Here is a 19,425-nt window from a genome sequence, read left to right on the forward strand (position 1 = left end):
CGCTAGAATCAAACAGTGCTCATGAGTAATTGGTCAATAGAGATTATTGGCTGAAGCTCACAACTGATAATTTTTAATAATGTTGCCCAGAGAAGAACTTTTAAAAACTGTTGAAAATCGAGATATTGTAGCTCGTGTCATCGATCGCGCACAAGAAGCAATCAAAACCTGGGAAGTGGTTTTGACAGATTTTCTGTCTCCCCCAGAACTAGCAGAAATTCAACGGGTGTTTAGTCGGTTAACAGAGGTGCAATTGCTGGCTTGGGGTGGATATCCGCAAGCTGAACGCCAAAGATTAGCGATCGCCCGTGCAGAAATTCCTTTAGATCAGTCTCAAGTCGCCTTAGTATTATTAGAAATTGCTGGTAATTTCTTGTTTGATACCGCAACCCACCGCGACTTTTTAGGCGCAATGTTGGGTACGGGAATCGTCCGGGAAAAAACTGGCGATATTATTGTTCTGGGCGAACGTGGCGCACAGGTAATTGTCGCACCAGAGTTAGCAGAATTTTTAGAGATGAACCTCCAACAAGTGCGATCGGTGCCGGTGAAAACCCAGCGCATTGATCTAAGTGAGTTAAAGGTTCGGGAACCGAAGAAAAAAGAAATGACTACTGTTGAAGCTTCCTTACGGTTAGATGCGATCGCCTCTGCTGGTTTTGGTATGTCGCGCAGCAAAATGGTGGATTTAATCGACTCTGGTGATGTGCGCGTTAACTGGAAGGAAGTATCTCAAGCTAGTTCTCAAGTGAAAACCGGTGATTTAATTGCTATTCGCGGTAAGGGACGCCTAGAAGTTGGTGAAGTTGCTGTGACGAAAAAAGACCGTTACCGCGTGCAATTAACAAGGTATATGTAGGTTGTCAGTCAGTCATACTGTATAGGGTTTAGCAATGCTAAACCCTTACAAAGAATTTGATAATTACGAATTATCCCTATTTAAAAAAAGAATGCGACAGATGGTAGGGGCATGGCATTGCCATGCCCTCTAGGATATATTGATGTGCAGCCAACACTATTTATATAAATTGGTATGACAAATTAGAAATTACAAATTACGATTTAAAGCTTCTTGCTAACATATTCAACAAAATTTGGCGGGGAACTATTCTGGCTAATATAGTTCTAATTTGAGTTTTAACATCGCCAATCACAACGGCTGGCTGCCGATTTTCTAAAGCTTTCAGCGTTTGTTTGACTACTTCTTCACTAGTAAACATTTGCTCTGTACTTCCTGCTAAACTAGGAGGAAAATTAGCTTCTGCAAAAAAATTAGTTTCTATAGGGCCTGGACAAGTAACAATAACTCGAATCCCGTAAGGACGATTTTCTGCCCATAATGCCTGACTAAAGCTGACAATAAAAGCTTTGCTAGCAGCATAAACAGAAAGATATGGCATAGGTTGAAATGCAGTAATTGAAGATACATTAATTATGCTTCCCGATTGACGTTGCCGCATTAAAGGTAAAAATTTATGCGTTAAATCAACCAATGCCAGAATATTTAATTGCACGATTTTGACTTGCTTTTCTCCATCAGAGCTAGCAAAGTCACCATAATCACCAATCCCAGCATTATTAATTAATAAATCTATAGTTAATCCCTTAGCTTGGACAATATCAAAAACTGCTTTAGCTGCATTATTTTCTGTTAAATCTTTAACGATAAATTCTATCTGAATTTTGTACTTTTCTTGGAGTTCTTTTGTTAATTGGTAAAGTTTTTCTTGTGAACGCGCCACTAAAACCAGATTTATATTTTGTGCTGCTAGTTGTTGGGCAAAGGCTTTACCAATACCACTAGATGCACCTGTAATTAAAGCAGTTGACATTATAGGTGTTTTGACAAAAATTAAATCAGCCTATAAATATTAACCATAAAAGTTAACATTTTTAACCATCTAGAGTAATATGCCAAATTGGTCATTTGTTATTTATTTGACAATTGACTATAGACAATTGGCTCTTGAGTGCTAATTTTTCATCAATGGCTGGGAATACTAGAATTATAAGTTACATCTTATGTCTATGTATCGGTTAAATAAAACAGCCTTAAAAATTTTGCGTGCAGAAGTTCAAAAATGTAGTGGTAACGATCAAGTTAGCAAAATTGAACAAGAAATAGTCAGTAAGCGCTTAGAAAAACTCTCCCAAGAAAAAGGTTCGCCAGCAGAGTTAGATGAATTGCGAGATAGTGTGATCGATATATATCCCCAATTTAGCGAGAAGGTACTCAAACAAGCTGCAAAAGCTAATCAACCGTCTGGTATTTTTCGCAAAATCAAATGGGCAACTATACTTTTAGGTGGTTCAGCAGGCATACTATGGCTAATAAATTTGCCTTATCCGATGATACGCTGGCCTGTTGCGAAGACTGCGCCGATTCTATTGTTGCCTAGCTATATCAATATGGATCATCACTATCGCGAGGCAATTAAAAACTTAGAACAAGCAGATCAGTTAATTAATCAAGCTACTAGTGCTGTTGATATTGAGCAAGGTACCCTCAAAGCGAAAGCAGCACAAAAAAATTTAGATAATTTACCAGTTTGGTTTTTAGGTTACTATCCTCAAGCTTACTGTAATTTTTTTGGTTGTACTTGGAAGTTTACCGTAGATGAGTTTGAAACAGCGCGTCAGCGAGTGGCGCGGATAGAAGCTATAGCTTTTCAAGATAAAAATGCTTTGAAACCATTGGTTCAAGCAGAACAGCTGGTAACCATAGCACGCCAGCAGTATGAAAAAGCTATTACTATTAAAGATAAAGAAAATGCGATCGCATCTTGGCAAGCTGCCATAGATCAATTAGAACAAATCCCCGACGCCACATTTGCTGGAGAAAGCGCACAAACTAAACTCAAAGCTTATCAGCGCGATTTTGATAATGCACGTATCGGTACATTTATTGCAGCTGCACAAGAATTTGATTTAGAAGCAGAAAAAATTCAAGCCACCCAACCTAAAGCTGCATCAGAACTATGGGAACAAGCACTGAAGCGCCTCAACCAAATCCCCACAGAAAATCCTCGCTATTTAGAAGCACAAAGATTACTAGCTGGTTATCAAGTCAAACTCAAAACAGTTGTCGATCCGCGTAGCGATACATATATAGAAGCAGCAAAGCAATTTGCTCTAGCAGCTGCCAAAGCATCACAAAATCCACCCCATTCTGTCGCTAAATGGGAGCAAATTGCTAAATTATGGCGCAAATCAATCGATCAGCTAGAAAACATTCGCGTTGAAGAACCTGGCTATGTCGCCGCACAAAAATTACTCGCTGAGTATCAAACTAATTTAGGCATCATCGAAACTCGCCGCACAGCCGAAAGCGAAGCACAAGCATCTTTAGCAGCCGCGAATGAGCAAATCCAAAGTTTAATTGCTTCTCCACCTAGCGAGCCTCAGCAGTTCAAAGGTAGAATTCAGGGCATTATTAATCGCCTTAAAACTATCCAAGCTGGGACAACTGCCTACCCTGAAGCCCAAAAACTGCTAGCATCGGCTCAGAAAAAACTGCAAAATTAAATGCTTGCTTATTGTAAATAGGTATGCTAATATTGTTAATCGTGGGTTGAGGACGTATAGCTCAGTTGGTTAGAGCGCTACGTTGACATCGTAGAGGTCACTGGTTCGAATCCAGTTACGTCCATTATTTCACAGTGATACATTGTTTGTCGTCGGTGACAAATTATTGTCCATTAGGCATTAGTAATCATCTATATCTAAAGATGAACTACTTTAGTTATATTACCAGTTTAACAGTGTAGTGCGATCGCTATTAGAGGATTAGTGGATGAATTTGAGCTTGTCTTCGCCGCGATCGCCATCTCAAAAATATATAATTCTTCGTTACTTTCTCTATCTTAATGGAGCAAGAGGACTCCCGTTAAGTCTGACGACTGTAACGGGAGATGAATTGTGACCAGTATAAAACGTTCGCCCCGCAAATCATTGTTTTGGTTGTTCTTGGTTCTCAACGTAATTCTTTAATTGCTCAACTGTGACACCTCCACAACTAGCCACAAAATACGCACCAGTCCAGAAGTAAGGCTTGTTGTAAAAGTATTTTTTAGCCAACCAAGGAAACTCTTTGCGTATTAACCTGCTACTCACTGTTTTGATATTTCCAATCAATGTTGAGAGGGGTTTATCAGGCTTGTAGTCAATTAATATGTGAACGTGATCTGGTTCGCCGTTGAACTCTAACAGTTCGCAATCCCATTTTTTAAGGGTATCCGTGATTATTTCTTTTAGCCTGCTTAGGATTTCTGCATTAATAGCTTTTCTGCGGTATTTTACAACCAAAACGATATGAGCGTTAAGCCTGTAAACAGACCTAAAACCATGATGGTACATACATTGACAAGAGGTAGCGGTAAGCAGTATATTACCACCGGCAGTTGTTCATGGGGGAAACCCCCAAGACCACACTGCCTCATAAGTTTCTCAAAAATATATTGATGTTAGACGTACTCAAGGTCAGAATTTACCCAAACAAAGAGCAAGAAATATCCTTGGCTAAAAGCTTTGGATGTTCCCGCTTTGTTTGGAATTTCTACCTCAATAAAACTAATATTCAATACGAAGAAACGGGTAAGGGCATGACTTATTGCCAGATGGCTAAAGACCTTACCCAGTTGAAGAAATTGGCTGATTATGAATGGTTGCAAGAACCAACTGCTGCCGTTCTACAACAGTCACTCAAGAATTTAGAATCTGCGTTTAAAAACTTTTTTGCAAAGCGCACTGGATTCCCAAAATTCAAGAGCAAACATTCAAAGCAATCAATTCGATTTCCTGAAAGTTGTTCAATTAAGAATGGTGGCTTAAAACTCCCTAAACTTGGCATTGTTAAAGTTAGTCTTTCAAAGAATGTTAGTGGCAAGATTAAATCTGTAACTGTTTCTAAAACAAGTACAGATAAATATTTTGCTGCAATCCTATTTGAAGTTGGAGACTTGAAAAACACCAAGCAAGGCAAAATATCAGGAATTGATTTAGGATTAACCAGTTTAATAACTGTGTTCGACGGTGAAACTTGTCATAAAGTTGATCCAATCAAACCCACAAGAAAATATGCCAAACGACTAAGAGTTAGACAAAAATCTTTATCTCGCAAAGTTAAAGGTTCTAACAATAGGCGTAAAGCGGTTAAAGTGGTTGCCAGAGTTCACGAAAAAATATCAAATACAAGGGCCAATTTTCTCCATAAACTCTCACGAAAGTTAGTTGACGACAACCAAGTCATAGTAGCTGAGAACCTTTGTGTTAAAGGATTAGCGCGTACCAAGTTAGCCAAGTCAATACATGATGCGGGTTTTGGTATGCTTCTCAATTTCATCAGCTACAAACTAGACAGAGTTGAAGGTAACTTCATTCAAGTTGACAGATTCTTCCCCAGCACAAAGCTTTGTTCATGTTGCGGTCACAAGAATGATTTGCTGAATTTAAGTATCCGTGAGTGGATTTGTTTAAACTGCCAAACAATACATGATAGAGATGAAAATGCCTCACGGAACTTGAGAGCAGAAGGGATAAGAATACTGTCAACAAATACTGTGGGACACACAGAAATTCAAGCTTGTGGAGAAACAGTAAGACTCGTTGGTACTTGTGCCAAAAAGCGTGTTTCTAAGAAGCAAGAATCTCCCGCTAACCGCAAAGCGGTGTAGCAGGCGAGTGTCAATTAAGGACAAGTTATATTCTGGAAGTTAGAAGAATGATTTGCTGTTTTTGGAGCGATCGCACATCTGCTAAACTCGCATTCACTGACTGTAAAATTTGCGCTGTTGTCTGATTTCCATCACAGGCGAGGAGAAATTGCCACTCGGCATCATTTAAACGCACAATCTGATAGTCTTGATTAAAAAATTGTTGACTATCTCGCCATCCCTGAATGCAAGGACTAGGTTCCGGTACAGCCGACATTAACTTAGTATCTGATGCCCAATCTTCTCTATGAATGGGGCTGCGTCCTAAGAAAAACTCATAGTGAGTAATGGCTTGGGGGTCGAGGATTTCAATTAACCGATAGCGTTGGCGTAGCCCGCCGGAGGCATCGCTTAAATTTTGCGCTCGTTCAATTAACTCTGGTGCTTTACCAATCAAGCGTTCTAAATCCCAAACCTTGGGATTAGAAAAGCCGAGAAACTCCAACCCTGACGCATCGATTAATTCAAATACTGTATTGATGTTGTAATCAATTTCTTGGGGATGGACATACATATCTGCAAAGTAACCATCCCGTTGATTTTCCCAAGACCAGCGTTCCTGTTCGCGCTTGCGGAGGCGGTTATCTTCTGGTAATGCAGCAAATATTTGTCTTCCTACTGCGACACCATCGGTGTAATCACCGCGTTTTTCGCCTTGCAAAAGAGCGATCGCTTCTTGCATCAATTTAATTTCCCAACGTCCCAGTTCCCCATACACAAAAATGTGCATTATACCACCAGGCGATAGTTTTTTTGCTAAAGCTTGAATTCCGCGAATGGGGTCGGGGGTATGGTGCAGAACTCCCACACAGTTAATTAGCTCAAATTCACCAGGAAGTTGCTCAACATCAAACAAACTCAGATGATGAAATTCTACCCTGTTTGCTCCTGATTTTTGACAACGTTCTTGAGCTACAGCTAATGCGCCAGCACTCAAATCAATACCGACAACAGTCGCATCCGGATTGAGATGGACTAAGTATTCTGTTCCCACCCCCGTACCACAGCCAGCATCAAGTATGCGGACATTGGTCTGTGCGGGTTTTTGTCCGGTACAAAAGTTATACGCCGTCAGCCAGTTCCAGCGCCAGTTATAACCAGGAGGCGGTTCATCTAATAACGGTTCTGGGGGGAAGGGATAGGTATTGTAGAGTTTGGCGACTGCTGCACTAATTGCTTGGGAATCTGACATGGGGTGAGATTAATTTGTCATACAGTTTAATTATCCATCTGCTAAAGATGCGATCGCATCTCTCAAGAACATTATTTTTCCCCTCGCTGAAACTTCATTGTCATTTCTAGGCGAGATAATGCGCTAATAGCCGACTCGCGCACGTAAGAATCAGTTGATTCACTGTTAATTAGAGATTGTAAAACCTCTACACCTCGACCATCACCAATGGAGCCAAGAGCATTGACAATCGTGATTCCTAACGCTGGGTTGTCTGTAGTTTGCAATGCTTCAATCAAAACATCGACTACGGGAGAACCAATTTCACCCAAAGCCATGACAGCAGCAATATGCACTACAGGATTGGGATCGTTGAGAGCAGTTTTTAAACCCTGTACGCCTTCAGCTGCAAAGGGAACATCTGGATGATTAATGGCGACTTGCGCTAAGGCTTTAGCCGCACTACCGCGAACGGTAACATTATCGCTATTGAGCAAGGCTTCAACTAACGGATTTACCGCATCGGGGCCGATCGCACCTAAGGCTTTGACTGCTGCTCGGCGATAGGTGGTATCCTCTTCATCGAGAATACTCATCAACCGGGGGATAGTTGTCTCATCGGGATTTTCAGCTAGTTCCCACATTGCTTGATCGCGCAGATGGGGGTTAGGGTGTTTTAGTTGTTGGAATAGTTCTTCTGTTGTCGGCATTGTTTTTAATTTAGTGGGTGTTAAAAATGGTTGTTATGGTAAGGGAAAAGGCATATTCAAGCATAATTAGGCGGTTATTTCTTGCTTTTTCAGGGTAATTGAGGCTTTAGCAGCAATTAGCCAATCACTATCTTGGGTTAATTGCTCGTGTCCACTGATATCGCCTAGTTTCTCTAGCGCCATCAACGCTGCATACTTCAGATCCCAAATTTTGGTTTCTAAACAGGTTTTTATTTCCGGGATGGCTTTTGCATCTCCCAGTTCAGCAAGTGCGATCGCCGCAGCAGCTCGTGATTTTTGAAACTGTGGTTGTTTGTTATGCAAGGCTTCCACTAGTAAATCGTAGGCTGGAGCATGTTTTAACCATCCGAACAGCTTCATTACATGAAAATGGGCACCATAATCATTATTTGCTTCTGCGACGTAGGTGGCAAATAAAGCCTCCGGCGCAGCATCGGCGTAATGCTCTAATATAGTTTTGGTCGCTAAATAACAACGACCAAAGTCGGTTTCATACAACTCGCGGATCAAATTTTCTAGGGTGGGAAGGCGATCGTAACTATGCACCAAACTCAAATCCTGGGGATGATCGTATAATGTCTGCTCTAAATAAGGTTGAACTTTGGCAAAAGTAATTGCACCGGTAGCGATTCCTGCTTCTGCTAAGGTGCGAATTCCCCGCAGTCGAAACACCAAAGAGACTGGACATTTTGCAATCTGGGGAATGGCATCATAATACCGCGCATCCATCAAATCTTGGATCGATAAACGTCGTCCTAAGACATTGCGGTGTTGTAACATTGCCACCACTTTCCCCATCTGGGAATAGTCTCCAGTTAAGCGACAAATTGCGGCGATCGCAGCACTCGCTGTCGGTGGATCGCTATCATTGACGAATTTGCGAATCCGTTCTAATGCTGGTTCATAATTAAACTTGGTTAATGTATGAATAATTACTCGATATGTTTGCCCTGGCTTATCGAGTAATTGCGCCACTTCTTCTAATATATGCTGGTCTTGGGTGCCAATTTCCCCAATTGCCCAAACAGCATTTTCCACAGTATAGCAGTCATCATTAAACAGGCATGTACGGATAACTGGTAATGCTGTTGTAGCTTTGAGTCGTCCTAAAGTCTCCACTGATTTACGCCGAACGATCCGATTATCCAACGAGGGGTCAGTTTGCTGCACTGCACGGATGAGTGCATTGATTGATTTTTCTGTAGGGAAATTAACTAAATGAGAGGCTGCTATATAGCGCGAATCATTTTCACTCACTTGGTCTTGGGGAGTATCCAAAAGAGCGATCGCTTGGTCTTCTGTGAGATTAAATAAATTAAAAAAGCGTTTATCCATATATATAAATCTTAGCTGCTACTGGTTCAGCCTCAAGCAAATATTCTTGAGTAGCTTATATGTATAGTCTTTAATCACCAAGAACCAATGACTATTGACTATTGACTATTGACCATTGACCAACAACAAAACAAACCCAGAGATTCTGTGCTAATACTCAACCTTCACAGGCAAAGCAAACAGCCAAGAACCTCTAGGTTTGTGGGGTCACAATTTAGCCTCGCTACCAAATGACAACTTGGACAACTGACTAGGAGAGAGAGTTAATAGCGTAGTCTAGTAAAGCATTGTATTCGGTCAATGCTTGAGCAGACATATCGCGAGGCGCACAACCACGGTTACGAGCAAAGCTTAAAGCTTCAACGTAAGGAGCGGTAGGTAAGCCTAAAGCGCGATAAACTTCACGCTGTCCAGCAATACCCCACTCATCCAATGGGCCTGTACCACCAACAACTAAGCAGTATTGGATTAGGCGCAGGTAGTGCTTGATGTCACGAGCGCACTTAGCTTTGTAGGTATCGGTGGAGTTAGCTTCACCAGCGTTGTTCAAGTAGGGATACTTCTTGATGCAAGCGTTGTAAGCTTCGGTAGCAACTGCATCGATGTTGTTAGCTAGCTTTTCAGCAGCTTCTAAACGAGCAGATGCACGTTGAATAGAACCTTGTACGGATTCTAAATCAGAGGTGCTGGGGAAACGACCTGCAGCATCAGCAGATGCAATAACGGTGGTAACAACTGATTTCATTTCTTAATCTCCCAAAAGGCTTTTTATTTAAACTGTGTTGGATGTCAATCTGTTGAGTTAATGGCAAGTGGCAATTATTAGCTCAAAGCAGAGATTACGCGATCGAAGTAGCTAGAAGCTTCAGCAACTAAGCTAGCGCAACGATCTTCAACAACGGGGGTTCCCATCTTACGTAATTTGGCACCAGCACGAGCCTCGCTGGGGGTGTCTTGAATGTGAGCAGCAGCTTGAGCCTTCATGATTTGAACGGCACGTACTGTAGAGGTGGTGGGTACGCCTAGAGCAGCATAGGTTTCTTTCAAACCATTTAGGCAACGATCGTCTAGAACGGAAGCATCACCAGCTAGTAGAGCGTAGGTTACATAGCGTAAGATGATTTCTGCGTCGCGTAAGCAAGCAGCCATACGACGGTTAGGATAGCAGTTACCACCAGCTTGAATTAAACCTTGGTTTTCGCAGATCATCCCAGCAACAGCATCAGAAACCATGCAGCTAGCGTTACTTGCGATCGCATTTACAGCATCCAAACGTCTGTTACCACTGGCAACGAAAGCTCTCAGAGCAGCAATATCAGATACGGTAGAAGTGCTAGCATCTGCTGAAACTACAGCTCTAGAAAAAGCATCAAGCATTTCGCTCTCCTTAAAAATTGGTTTTCTCTGAAACTTGATTGCTTGTTCCCTGAACAAGACAATATAGAACATAAAAGATGACACCTATCTCAGTCTCAGTTATGAGAAACTAAGTAACAATCCTTAACAAACAATCCCCAGTCAGGATTGTTCTGACTGAGGATTGCGGATAAGTATTTAACGTGACAGTTCACGAATTAGGACTGTGCTTACACAGTAATGAGATTATGTTTTACTTGCCAGTCCCTCACACCTGTTTGTTGGTGTAGAGATGGAGATTATCTATAACGACGACAAAGGAGATATGGGTTTACGGTAGGATTTACACTCTAGGAAATTAACAAATATCCCCAGTGAGCTAAGACTGCTGCAGAAGATGCTTAATCACATTGTCTTTGACCATTAACTGTCGTAGCACTTCTAAAAGCAATTTTTGCGATTCTTCCTGATCTAACCCCTTAATTTGCTCTTCGTAAACCTTGAGGTTAAATTTCTGCTCTAAGTTAAGCTCCATCGGAATATCCATAATTTTACTCTCCGGTGTTTAGCAACATTAGCTCGATTTATTCCCTGGAATCTATATTAACAAAAGTTACACATACTTGACAATTGTACATTTTTATCAATTTGCCTATATTGACGTTAATCAACAAATGCCTTGAGGCACTTGTCCTGTTTTTGTTCCAGAGTTCTTGTAATCAACGTACACTTTGTCAGAGGTTTGAGTCCTCTACCAATTGGGGGTAAGGCTGGGTAGAGATTTGCATCCAGGATTCTCAGCCACAAGATAGCGATCGCCATCTCTCAAGGCTTGGGTATAAATTTTATCTGTAAAAAATTACACCAAATAAGCTATTCTGCTTTTAAGTGGCACAATCCATCGTCAGGGCTGTTGACGGTTGACTATTGACTGTTGACTGTTAATAGCCGTTATTAGTAGTTATGCAATTTAGACGCACATTAGCTTATTATCTTGGTGCAAAAACCACATTAATTGAAAATAGCAGAAAATTCTTAATGTCAAAGAATTTTCTGCTATAAAAACACAATCATCCTGAAAGTATCAACTGTAAAAGTCTTTTCTCAATGTTATCTGAAGCAACTTTTTTGAGTTTTAACAAACCAGGTAGAAACAACTTACTCTTGAGAATTAAGCAGGCATAGCAGCCGACTGAGTAAGACCTACAGCTTCAGCATATTTCAAGTAGGTTTCAACAGAAGCGATAACGATGCGAGCTTCGATAGCTAGTAATTCAATACCTACTAAAGAAACACGTACCCAAGCGTCTACAACAATACCTTTGTCTAAAATGCGGTCAATAACTTCTGCCAAGCTTGAAGAAGAATTAGTTTTTTCAACTGCCATTGTCTTTACCTTAACTCATTGTTGATTGTTGTCTTTAGCGAAGTTTTTGTCTTCGCTTTCGACTAAATTTATATTAAACATACTTTGCCAAGATGTAAATATTTCCACTGCATAAAAATGTAAAAAAATCATCCAATAAAAGAGTTTTAGTAAAAAAATGATTGTCTTCAATGTTTGAATTGTATATTTTGAATTTATTTGTTTATTTAGTCACTACTTTGAATGCTGAATCTGTTTAAGTTTGTCAGCTTTAATGTATTTTTTTGAATTAAATATTTTCATCGGCAATCAAGGCTCAATATGAGCTAAAAACCTGAATACATATAGACATTGAATAATTTCAATGATAATGGTGATTTGATAGAAATCAGTTTTTAAATCAAGTAATTATACGGTTGGTAAATCTTGGACTATTGCTATATGTTGAGCCGAATTATCGGACTAATATTTGATTTGTGAAAAACTCTGTATACTTTTTCTGCCTTGATGATTTAAGCGCAGTCCGAAAATTTCATGTTCCTTGTCAGCTTGATAAACTAGTTGCACTGGCTTATAGATAGATGAAGGAAAAACGCTTGATTTGTTACCCTGACAGATAAGGGTTGTGCAGATGTTGAATTCAATATGCTTAGTCCCCTGCTGGTAACCAAGTTGCATCTTCCATCCCCACGGTTGCCGCTAGTGCAACGGCAACGCCTGTGGGATAAATTAAATCAGGGGTTAAGTAGCAAACTAATTTTGATTTCGGCTGCAGCTGGTTTTGGGAAGACAACTTTGTTGAGTGAATGGGTACATCAAGCTCAAGTACCTGTCAGTTGGCTTTCCTTGGATAACCAAGATAACGATATCCAGCGCTTTTGGCGCTACATTGTTGCGGCTTTGCGGGAGAATGTTCGCGATATTGGCGCAGCGACGCTGGCGATGTTGCAAGCAAGCGAAGCAGTTACATTTGAAGCCTTTTTAATCCCGTTAATTAATGAATTAGCTCAACTGGAAACAGCTTTAATTCTCGTTTTGGATGATTATCATCTAATTCAAACTGCTGCAATTCATGACACAGTCACTTTTTTTATCGAGCATTTACCAGCGCAGATTCATTTAGCGATCGCAACTCGTGTCGATCCACCTCTCCCTTTAGCTAGATGGCGGGTACGCAATCAGTTAACCCAACTGCAAGCAGATGATTTACGTTTCACTGATATCGAAGCGGCAATATTTTTGCAGCAGTCGATACCAGTATCATTAACAGAGTCACAGATAGCCACCCTGCAAACAAAAACCGAAGGTTGGATTGCGGGGTTACAGCTAGCGATGCTGTCATTACGCGATCGCACTAATCCAGATCTATGCATTGCATCCTTCGGCGGAGATCAGCCATATATCCTAGATTATCTAGTCGAGGAGGTTTTACAAAGTCAATCATCATCCTTGCAATTGTTTCTGCTGCGAACTTCTATCTTAGGGCAGATGACAGGCTCTTTATGTGAGGTAGTTATCAAAGAAGATACAGTAAATGGAGCCGAGATTTTAGAGCATTTGGAGCGTCAAAACCTATTTTTAACCGCCCTAGATGCTAATCGCACCTGGTATCGCTATCATCATTTATTTGCCGAGTCACTACGGCATCTGCTGCTGCGAAGAGAGCCAAATTGCATTAGGGAATATCATTATCGTGCTGCTCAATGGTACCAACGGCAGGGATATATTACAGAAGCTATTCAACACGCCATTTCAGCCCAGACGTTTGATTATGCGGCTGGTTTAATTGAGCAAGAAATTCAAACTACAGAAAACCCTCGCATAGATGCGATCGCTTTGGGAAATGCTCTGAAGGAATTACCAGTATCATTAACTACTAGCCGTCCTTGGTTACTTGTCGCTAAAGCTTGGGCAGCGTTCACCTCTTCTTCGTTTCCTGATATAGTTGTCGTCTTCAAAACCTTAGAAAACTTGTTAAATCAGGGTATTAATATCAATGAAAATAGCGATCGCTTTTGGGGGTTAGTTTCCGCCCTCAAAGGAATGCAAGCTCGTCAGCAAGGCGACACAGTAACATCCGTCACATTTATGGAAAAAGCCTTGCAATTATTACCTGTGGATAATTCCTGGTTGCGATCGCTAATTTTGCTCAATCTCGGCGTAACTTATTTTGTAGCTGATAATTATCAAAGCGCCAAGGGATTACTCAGAGAAGTTAGCTATATTGGCAGAGTACAGGGTAGAGCCGATCCTGCAATCGCTGGGCTTTATTTACAAGCACAGTTTCTCGCACTGCGGGGAAAACTAGAGTCAGCAACTTCCCTATGTCAGCAAGGGTTAGAACTAGCAACACAAAGACATTGGTTAGCCACCTATGCAGGTATTTTGGTGCAGGTAGCCTTAGCCGATTTATTGCGAGAACAAAACCAATTAGCAACAGCCGCCCAACATCTCAACCAAAGCATTGAACGCGCCATCGAAAACAGACAACCTGGGTTGATGATGGGTTATATTACGCTGGCACGAGTACAGCAAGCCCAAGGAGATTTAAAAGCGGCGTGGGCGGCTATTCATGCAGCTGAACGCTGTCAACCTTGGCTTTGGCCTACCATTTTGCCAGTGGAAACCTGTAAGGTAAGATTACATTTGGCACAAGGTAATTTAGATGCTGCGATCGCTTGGGTAGAAAACAGTAATCTAAGTATAGAAGACGAACTGCACTACAACACAACCGAACATTCTCCGGTAGCTTCAGAACTAAATTACTTAACTTATGCCAGAGTACTGCTAGCTTACGGTCAACACAAGTCATCTGCATCTCATTTACAAGATGCTTGGCGATTGCAAACTCGATTACATAAATTTGCGGTTTTCGGTGGGCGCACTATCCGCGTTATGGAAACATTGCTTTTACAGGCGTTGGTTTTGCAAGCTCAAGGAAATAGACAAGAATCTCTCAATTATCTCAATCAAGCCTTAAATATTCCCCGCCAAGGCAATTACATTCGGCTATTTTTGGATGAAGGAAAACCAATGGCTGAGTTATTGCAACAAGCTGTCTCAAAAAATCTTCATTCCCCAGAAGTGAATCTTCTGTTAGCTGAATTTGGTACAGTCTCAGGGTTAATTGAGCCATTAACTGAAAGGGAAATCGAAGTACTCAATTATCTCGCAACGGGAATGTCGAATCAAGCGATCGCGGATCGACTTTTTGTCAGTTTAGCGGCTGTCAAATGGCACGCGCGAAATATTTATAGCAAGTTGGATGTCAACAACCGCACTCAAGCTGTAGCGAAAGCCAGAGAATTAGGAATTTTATCCTAGTAACTATCGCAACTGCAAAACCTATCCTTTCGGCTAGGGAATGAACGATTGCATTTAGATAAGGTGGGGGAAATGGGAGGATAATCAGATGAAAGCAATTGTACATGAACATTTCCAAGCAGAACTGAGCAAAGCACAAACATTAATTGCCCAGCAAGACTTTGCATCAGCATGGATAGCCTTACAACGCGCTCATATTCTCGGACAAAATGATGCGATCGCTCATACCATTGCCCATTGGCAAATGCTGAAACTTGCCTGGAAACAGCGAGATTTTAGAGAAATTATGGGGCAATTAGTATCAACAATCCTGGCAATTCCTTTAACACTGTTGTATGGAAACAGCAGATATCTCAGAGGCGGTAAAGCTCATGTTCAAGAATCAGAAAAAATGTCTATCCCGGAAGATATTCAACAAATACTAAGCCAATAGGTTGGCAATTGGAACTACTTTTAATACCAATTTGCATAATGTTGGAGACGGATAAATTATTTAAATCATTCGGAGGGCATGGCAGTGCCATGCCCCTACCCATTTATGATGTTCTTTTTTCAAATTGGGATAAAACTATCCTATAAACTATCCATTCGGTGAGGGAGAAATTGGCACTTCTTAGCGACTGTGAAAGTACAGTCACGGATCAATGAGGTTTGACAATGGAATGGACAATTGGATGGTGGCAAATCTCTGTGCAAAGAGTTTATCCCACAAAGGCGCAACTATCGCAAACCTATAATCAAGCTGCTTCTTGGTGGCATCAACATCTTCAGCTTTTGGGTTATAGCTATGCTTATAGAGAATTATGGCGATCGCTCAAAAATGCCGATATGCTACCTCACAGTCAAGACAAATTAACCATTTGTGATTGCGGTATTGGTACAGCAGCTTTCAGTCTGGCATTTGCGCAAATGATTAACCCCCAAACACATATCGCTGGAGTTGATATTTCACCCCAAATGCTCAACAAAGCAGATCAAAAACTTGCTCTGGCAAAGGTTCCTCATCAAGTTTATCAAAGTGATGTCAATACTTTGCCCTTTGCAGATTGTGCTTTTGATGCTGTCATCTGTGCCCATACCCTTGAACACTTACCCAATCCGCTACAAGGATTACGGGAAATAGTCAGAGTTCTTCGCCCTGGCGCACCCTTAATTCTCGTAGTCACTCAGTCTGGATTATTGGGTTGGTTAATTCAGTGGCACTGGGGAAATCAATGTTTTAACCAAGAACAACTGTCAACACTTATACATAAAGCAGGGCTAACTCAGCTTCAGTTTATTCCCTTTCCTTTTGGGCTAGCTCGCTTTACTAGCATTGCTTGTATTAGCTTTAAGAGGTCATAATGTTTCTGATAATCTGGCGGTTTCTCACAATTATCTTAGTAGCATTATTTACAGGCTTAGAATTTGCCCATGCTTTAGAATTACCTGCCAAAATGCAATATGATGGGGCGCTGTATGTGACGATTCAAAACAGCCTATACCGTTATTTTGGCGCACCAGGGCCAGGAGCGTTTATTACTGTAGGTGCAGTTTTGTGGGCGATCGCGCTTACGGTTCTGGTACGCAAACGCCAAGCTGCTTTTTGGTGGACATTAGCAGGTACAGTCTGTCTTTTCATCGCTTTTCCCCTAATATATTTTCTGAGGATTGAGCCTGTTAATACTGTGATAGAACAGGCTAATGCAGGTTCGCTTCCTAGCAATTGGCAACAGCTAAGAAATCAATGGGAATATGCTCATACGACTAACTTTGGTTTGAGTTTAGCTGGTTTGAGTACAATCGTGATATCGGTTCTGAATGATTCACCTGGGCATAAAAACTTAACCTGAATCCCTCCTCATCAAGACATAGAGGTGAAGCAATCATGTTTATTTTCAAGATTTTGAGCGCGTTGATTTGGAATTTAGTCATCTTCGGTGGTTTACTCTTCTTACCAGCTTGGACGTTAAACTGGTGGCATGGCTGGGTATTGCTCGGTGTTGTTGTTGTGGGAACTGTTGTGACGATGATTGGTGTTTTCCGAGATGATGATGCTTTATTGCAAGAACGCCTGAAACCACCGATTCAAGAAGAACAACCTCTAGCTGACAAAATTCTTGCCAATTTACTCATTTTTGCATTTCTGGGTTTGATTGCCTTCATCCCTGTAGATGTCTTCCGATTGCACCTATTTCCTCAACCCAGCGCGTTGGCTTCGGTGTTGGGGTTGCTATTGTTTATTATTGGTTGGGGGATTATCTCTCTATCTTTTAAGGTGAATACCTTTGCCGCAACAGCAGTTAAACATCAAGCAGATAGGCAACAAACAGTAATTGATCGGGGAGTTTACAGCATTGTTCGACATCCCATGTATGCTGGTGCAGTTCTGACGATGGTTGGTATGTCCCTGTGGTTAGAATCCTATGCGGCGGCTCTACTTGCGATCGCTCCTACTATCATCTTGGTAATACGGATTCAATTTGAGGAGCAATTTTTGCAGCAAGAACTCCAAGGCTACGATAGCTATATACAAAAAGTTAGGTATAAGTTAGTGCCATATTTCTGGTAAGTGCTGAATGCTTGAACCTGCAAAAAGTCTATTGCACAAAGCAGTTAAAATACATTAGACCTCTTGCAAAAGTCCTAATTTTCGCTTTCTTCTTATCGGATGAGAAAAAATTAGTTGGAGACTGCCGTTAGAGTTCTTGATTTGTACTGAACCCCGTGGAGCAAGATTTTGAGATATTTGAGATTCCATAAAAGTAATCAACTGGGGTAAAGACCTCTACCTTACATTTTTACCCCAGTTTTACCCTAGTTCTTTATCCAAACTACCCAAAATAACCCCAAAAATCTCTAAAGGCTTGTTTTGCAAGCCTTTGAATGTCCAATAAAAAAGGGCTTTCAAGCCCTGAAGTACTTGATTTTCTTAAAGGCGGCACCCGGATTTGAACCGGGGGATGGAGGTTTTGCAGACCTCTGCCTTACCACTTGGCTATGCCGCCAGTATAGGCTTCCCAGTTATATTACCCTATTATAAACCCATTTGTGTAGCCAAAAGTGTAGCCACAAAGTACAGGCTTAACTACACTAGCATAGCTCAACTAGCCAATTTAGATCAATATACGTATAACAAATTTATTTTATACATAAACTATTTAACTATATAATTATGAAGTTAATTAAATTAGAACCTAAAGTACATAAATTTGATGACCTTACTTTAATTGAGTCTCCTAATATTGGGATCATTAGACATAATGACTTTAATATTGTTCCTAAGGCTCCTTATTATATGGGGGTAGTACAATTCCTAACTACAGTAATATATGGCTCTAAGGACTGTATATGCCTATCTCCTGATGAATTTGAAAGTAATGTACATAGCAGAAAAAAGTATGGCAAGCTTCATTATGATAGTCCTTATTACTTTATATCTACAGTGAATATTCAGGAACCTAATACTTTTAAGATCCCTTATCTTATTTATAATGGTGACTATTCTGAATTAATTAATGCCTATAGAGAAATAGCAACTGATGAGTATTATCATAATAAATTCAATGAGCAATACTCTTTAGGTGTTTATTACCCAATAGAAAAGACATCAGAGGAATAAACCTCTGATGTCTTTAATTATTTATTTAATTAATTTAGAAAGTAGATAGAGCTACTCTACGCCAGCTATTAGCTCCTATACAAATGTATAGGTAATTAGAGTCAAAGGTAATAGAACCATAAGTACCTGCACTACTAGTATTATCAGGAGGAGTAACTCCACCAGTAACAGTAAACTGACCATTAACTGTTAGTCCTCCATTAATAGATACATTACCACTAGCTCTATTAATAGATAGGGGAGTATTTAGATAACTACCTGCATTATTATATCTATTGATAGCAAAGTTACTACCTGCATTACTTCCACTTTCAGTGTCAGCAGTTTTAACTATCTGCCATCTATCTAAACTAGAGTTATTACTAAACTTAATAGCAGATGCATTACCTGCTGCTGTAGATAAATTAATACCTATGTTATAAGAACTACTTTGAGTTATGTTAAGGGTACTTTGAAATGTAGGTGATGTTGTAAATAAAGGTGTACCTGAGAAGGTAGGGTTCTTTATAGATACAGATGCATACTTATATTCGCTATTTATATTAGGAGTAAAAGTTGCTAGTGAGTTTAATATCTCACTATTAATTACTGCCCCTGTTTCATTATTCCTATAACCTACTATTCTTAATGCATAGTCACTACCTGCTGTAGTAGTATGAATACCTTCAAAAGAATAATGATCAGTACTTCCATAAAAAGAAGCTACACCTATACATCTAATACCAGAAATGTTGAATGTTAAGAAAAGTCTGATAAAAATAGCCCAAAATATGTTATTTTTGGGCGAAGGATTAAAATATATTAGTTTGATTGTGATTATAAATTCATTT

Annotated in this window: 19 protein-coding genes and 2 tRNA genes; 10 read left to right on the plus strand and 11 right to left on the minus strand. The window is 40.4% G+C overall.

Translation table 11 applies throughout. The features are described 5' to 3' along the window. The first annotated feature begins 79 nt into the window (after positions 1-79). The gene (locus tag H6G08_RS32210; RefSeq protein WP_190550627.1) at positions 80-859 is read left to right on the plus strand and encodes a photosystem II electron transport protein, Sll1252 family; all 780 of its coding nucleotides are present in this window, start codon (positions 80-82) and stop codon (positions 857-859) included. A 196-nt stretch (positions 860-1,055) separates the two neighbouring features. Here the strand turns inward: H6G08_RS32210 and H6G08_RS32215 are convergent, their stop codons facing one another. Further along, entirely contained in the window at positions 1,056-1,832 is a 777-nt protein-coding gene (locus tag H6G08_RS32215) for an SDR family NAD(P)-dependent oxidoreductase (protein WP_190550630.1), read from the minus strand. 196 nt (positions 1,833-2,028) lie between these two features. Between H6G08_RS32215 and H6G08_RS32220 the strand changes: the two genes are divergently transcribed. Further along, positions 2,029-3,525: a hypothetical protein gene (locus H6G08_RS32220; protein WP_190550658.1), complete on the plus strand. Its 1,497-nt coding sequence runs from the start codon at positions 2,029-2,031 to the stop codon at positions 3,523-3,525. A 50-nt stretch (positions 3,526-3,575) separates the two neighbouring features. Continuing rightward, a tRNA-Val gene (locus H6G08_RS32225) sits at positions 3,576-3,649 on the plus strand. A 299-nt stretch (positions 3,650-3,948) separates the two neighbouring features. Here H6G08_RS32225 and tnpA read toward each other — a convergent pair. Continuing rightward, on the minus strand, positions 3,949-4,356 hold the full coding sequence (gene tnpA, locus H6G08_RS32230) for an IS200/IS605 family transposase (protein ID WP_190550632.1): 408 nt from the start codon (positions 4,354-4,356) through the stop codon (positions 3,949-3,951). A gap of 50 nt (positions 4,357-4,406) precedes the next feature. Between tnpA and H6G08_RS32235 the strand changes: the two genes are divergently transcribed. Then, positions 4,407-5,672 (plus strand): RNA-guided endonuclease InsQ/TnpB family protein, encoded by a 1,266-nt coding sequence (locus tag H6G08_RS32235; protein ID WP_242046361.1) that lies wholly within the window; start codon positions 4,407-4,409, stop codon positions 5,670-5,672. 25 nt (positions 5,673-5,697) lie between these two features. Here H6G08_RS32235 and H6G08_RS32240 read toward each other — a convergent pair whose 3' ends face one another. The 7 genes from H6G08_RS32240 to gvpA all read right to left on the minus strand — a co-directional run bounded on the left by H6G08_RS32240 (position 5,698) and on the right by gvpA (position 11,691). Then, positions 5,698-6,903: a class I SAM-dependent methyltransferase gene (locus H6G08_RS32240; protein WP_190550634.1), complete on the minus strand. Its 1,206-nt coding sequence runs from the start codon at positions 6,901-6,903 to the stop codon at positions 5,698-5,700. A gap of 71 nt (positions 6,904-6,974) precedes the next feature. Further along, complete coding sequence (locus H6G08_RS32245) at positions 6,975-7,592, minus strand: HEAT repeat domain-containing protein (protein ID WP_190550636.1); 618 nt, start codon at positions 7,590-7,592, stop codon at positions 6,975-6,977. Between the two features lie 66 nt (positions 7,593-7,658). Further along, complete coding sequence (gene cpeY / locus H6G08_RS32250; RefSeq protein ID WP_190550638.1) at positions 7,659-8,948, minus strand: C-phycoerythrin alpha-cysteine-82 phycoerythrobilin lyase CpeY; 1,290 nt, start codon at positions 8,946-8,948, stop codon at positions 7,659-7,661. A gap of 250 nt (positions 8,949-9,198) precedes the next feature. After that, positions 9,199-9,693 carry a C-phycoerythrin subunit alpha gene (gene cpeA, locus H6G08_RS32255; protein ID WP_190550640.1) on the minus strand — a complete coding sequence of 165 codons (495 nt, stop codon included), beginning with the start codon at positions 9,691-9,693 and terminating at the stop codon, positions 9,199-9,201. 77 nt (positions 9,694-9,770) lie between these two features. Then, positions 9,771-10,325 (minus strand): phycoerythrin subunit beta, encoded by a 555-nt coding sequence (gene cpeB, locus H6G08_RS32260; RefSeq protein WP_096577369.1) that lies wholly within the window; start codon positions 10,323-10,325, stop codon positions 9,771-9,773. Positions 10,326-10,683: 358 nt separating this feature from the next. Beyond that, positions 10,684-10,851 carry an NblA/ycf18 family protein gene (locus H6G08_RS32265; protein WP_190550642.1) on the minus strand — a complete coding sequence of 56 codons (168 nt, stop codon included), beginning with the start codon at positions 10,849-10,851 and terminating at the stop codon, positions 10,684-10,686. Between the two features lie 624 nt (positions 10,852-11,475). Next, on the minus strand, positions 11,476-11,691 hold the full coding sequence (gene gvpA / locus H6G08_RS32270; protein ID WP_010996411.1) for a gas vesicle structural protein GvpA: 216 nt from the start codon (positions 11,689-11,691) through the stop codon (positions 11,476-11,478). Positions 11,692-12,315: 624 nt separating this feature from the next. Between gvpA and H6G08_RS32275 the strand changes: the two genes are divergently transcribed. From H6G08_RS32275 to H6G08_RS32295, 5 genes are all read left to right on the plus strand, one after another. After that, complete coding sequence (locus H6G08_RS32275; RefSeq protein WP_190550644.1) at positions 12,316-14,994, plus strand: winged helix-turn-helix domain-containing protein; 2,679 nt, start codon at positions 12,316-12,318, stop codon at positions 14,992-14,994. 88 nt (positions 14,995-15,082) lie between these two features. Next, entirely contained in the window at positions 15,083-15,427 is a 345-nt protein-coding gene (locus H6G08_RS32280; protein ID WP_190550646.1) for a DUF3703 domain-containing protein, read from the plus strand. A 224-nt stretch (positions 15,428-15,651) separates the two neighbouring features. Continuing rightward, positions 15,652-16,338, plus strand: coding sequence for a class I SAM-dependent methyltransferase (locus H6G08_RS32285; protein ID WP_190550648.1), 687 nt, complete (start codon positions 15,652-15,654; stop codon positions 16,336-16,338). Beyond that, positions 16,338-16,826 carry a DUF1772 domain-containing protein gene (locus H6G08_RS32290; protein ID WP_190550650.1) on the plus strand — a complete coding sequence of 163 codons (489 nt, stop codon included), beginning with the start codon at positions 16,338-16,340 and terminating at the stop codon, positions 16,824-16,826. Before H6G08_RS32285 ends, H6G08_RS32290 begins: the two co-directional genes overlap by 1 nt. Positions 16,827-16,861: 35 nt before the next feature. Then, a complete protein-coding gene (locus H6G08_RS32295) occupies positions 16,862-17,545 on the plus strand; it encodes a methyltransferase family protein (protein WP_190550652.1) in 684 nt (227 codons plus the stop codon). A gap of 364 nt (positions 17,546-17,909) precedes the next feature. On the opposite strand, the gene H6G08_RS32300 is transcribed toward H6G08_RS32295, so the two are convergent. Then, positions 17,910-17,981 (minus strand) — tRNA-Cys (locus H6G08_RS32300). A 167-nt stretch (positions 17,982-18,148) separates the two neighbouring features. Between H6G08_RS32300 and H6G08_RS32305 the strand changes: the two genes are divergently transcribed. Continuing rightward, on the plus strand, positions 18,149-18,595 hold the full coding sequence (locus H6G08_RS32305; protein WP_190550654.1) for a hypothetical protein: 447 nt from the start codon (positions 18,149-18,151) through the stop codon (positions 18,593-18,595). A 34-nt stretch (positions 18,596-18,629) separates the two neighbouring features. On the opposite strand, the gene H6G08_RS32310 is transcribed toward H6G08_RS32305, so the two are convergent. Beyond that, a partial coding sequence (locus tag H6G08_RS32310; RefSeq protein ID WP_199322824.1) for a hypothetical protein occupies positions 18,630-19,425 on the minus strand: 796 nt, incomplete at its 5' end.

Origin of the sequence: Calothrix anomala FACHB-343, from assembly GCF_014696435.1 — a bacterium.
GTDB classification, from domain to species: domain Bacteria; phylum Cyanobacteriota; class Cyanobacteriia; order Cyanobacteriales; family Nostocaceae; genus Aulosira; species Aulosira anomala_A.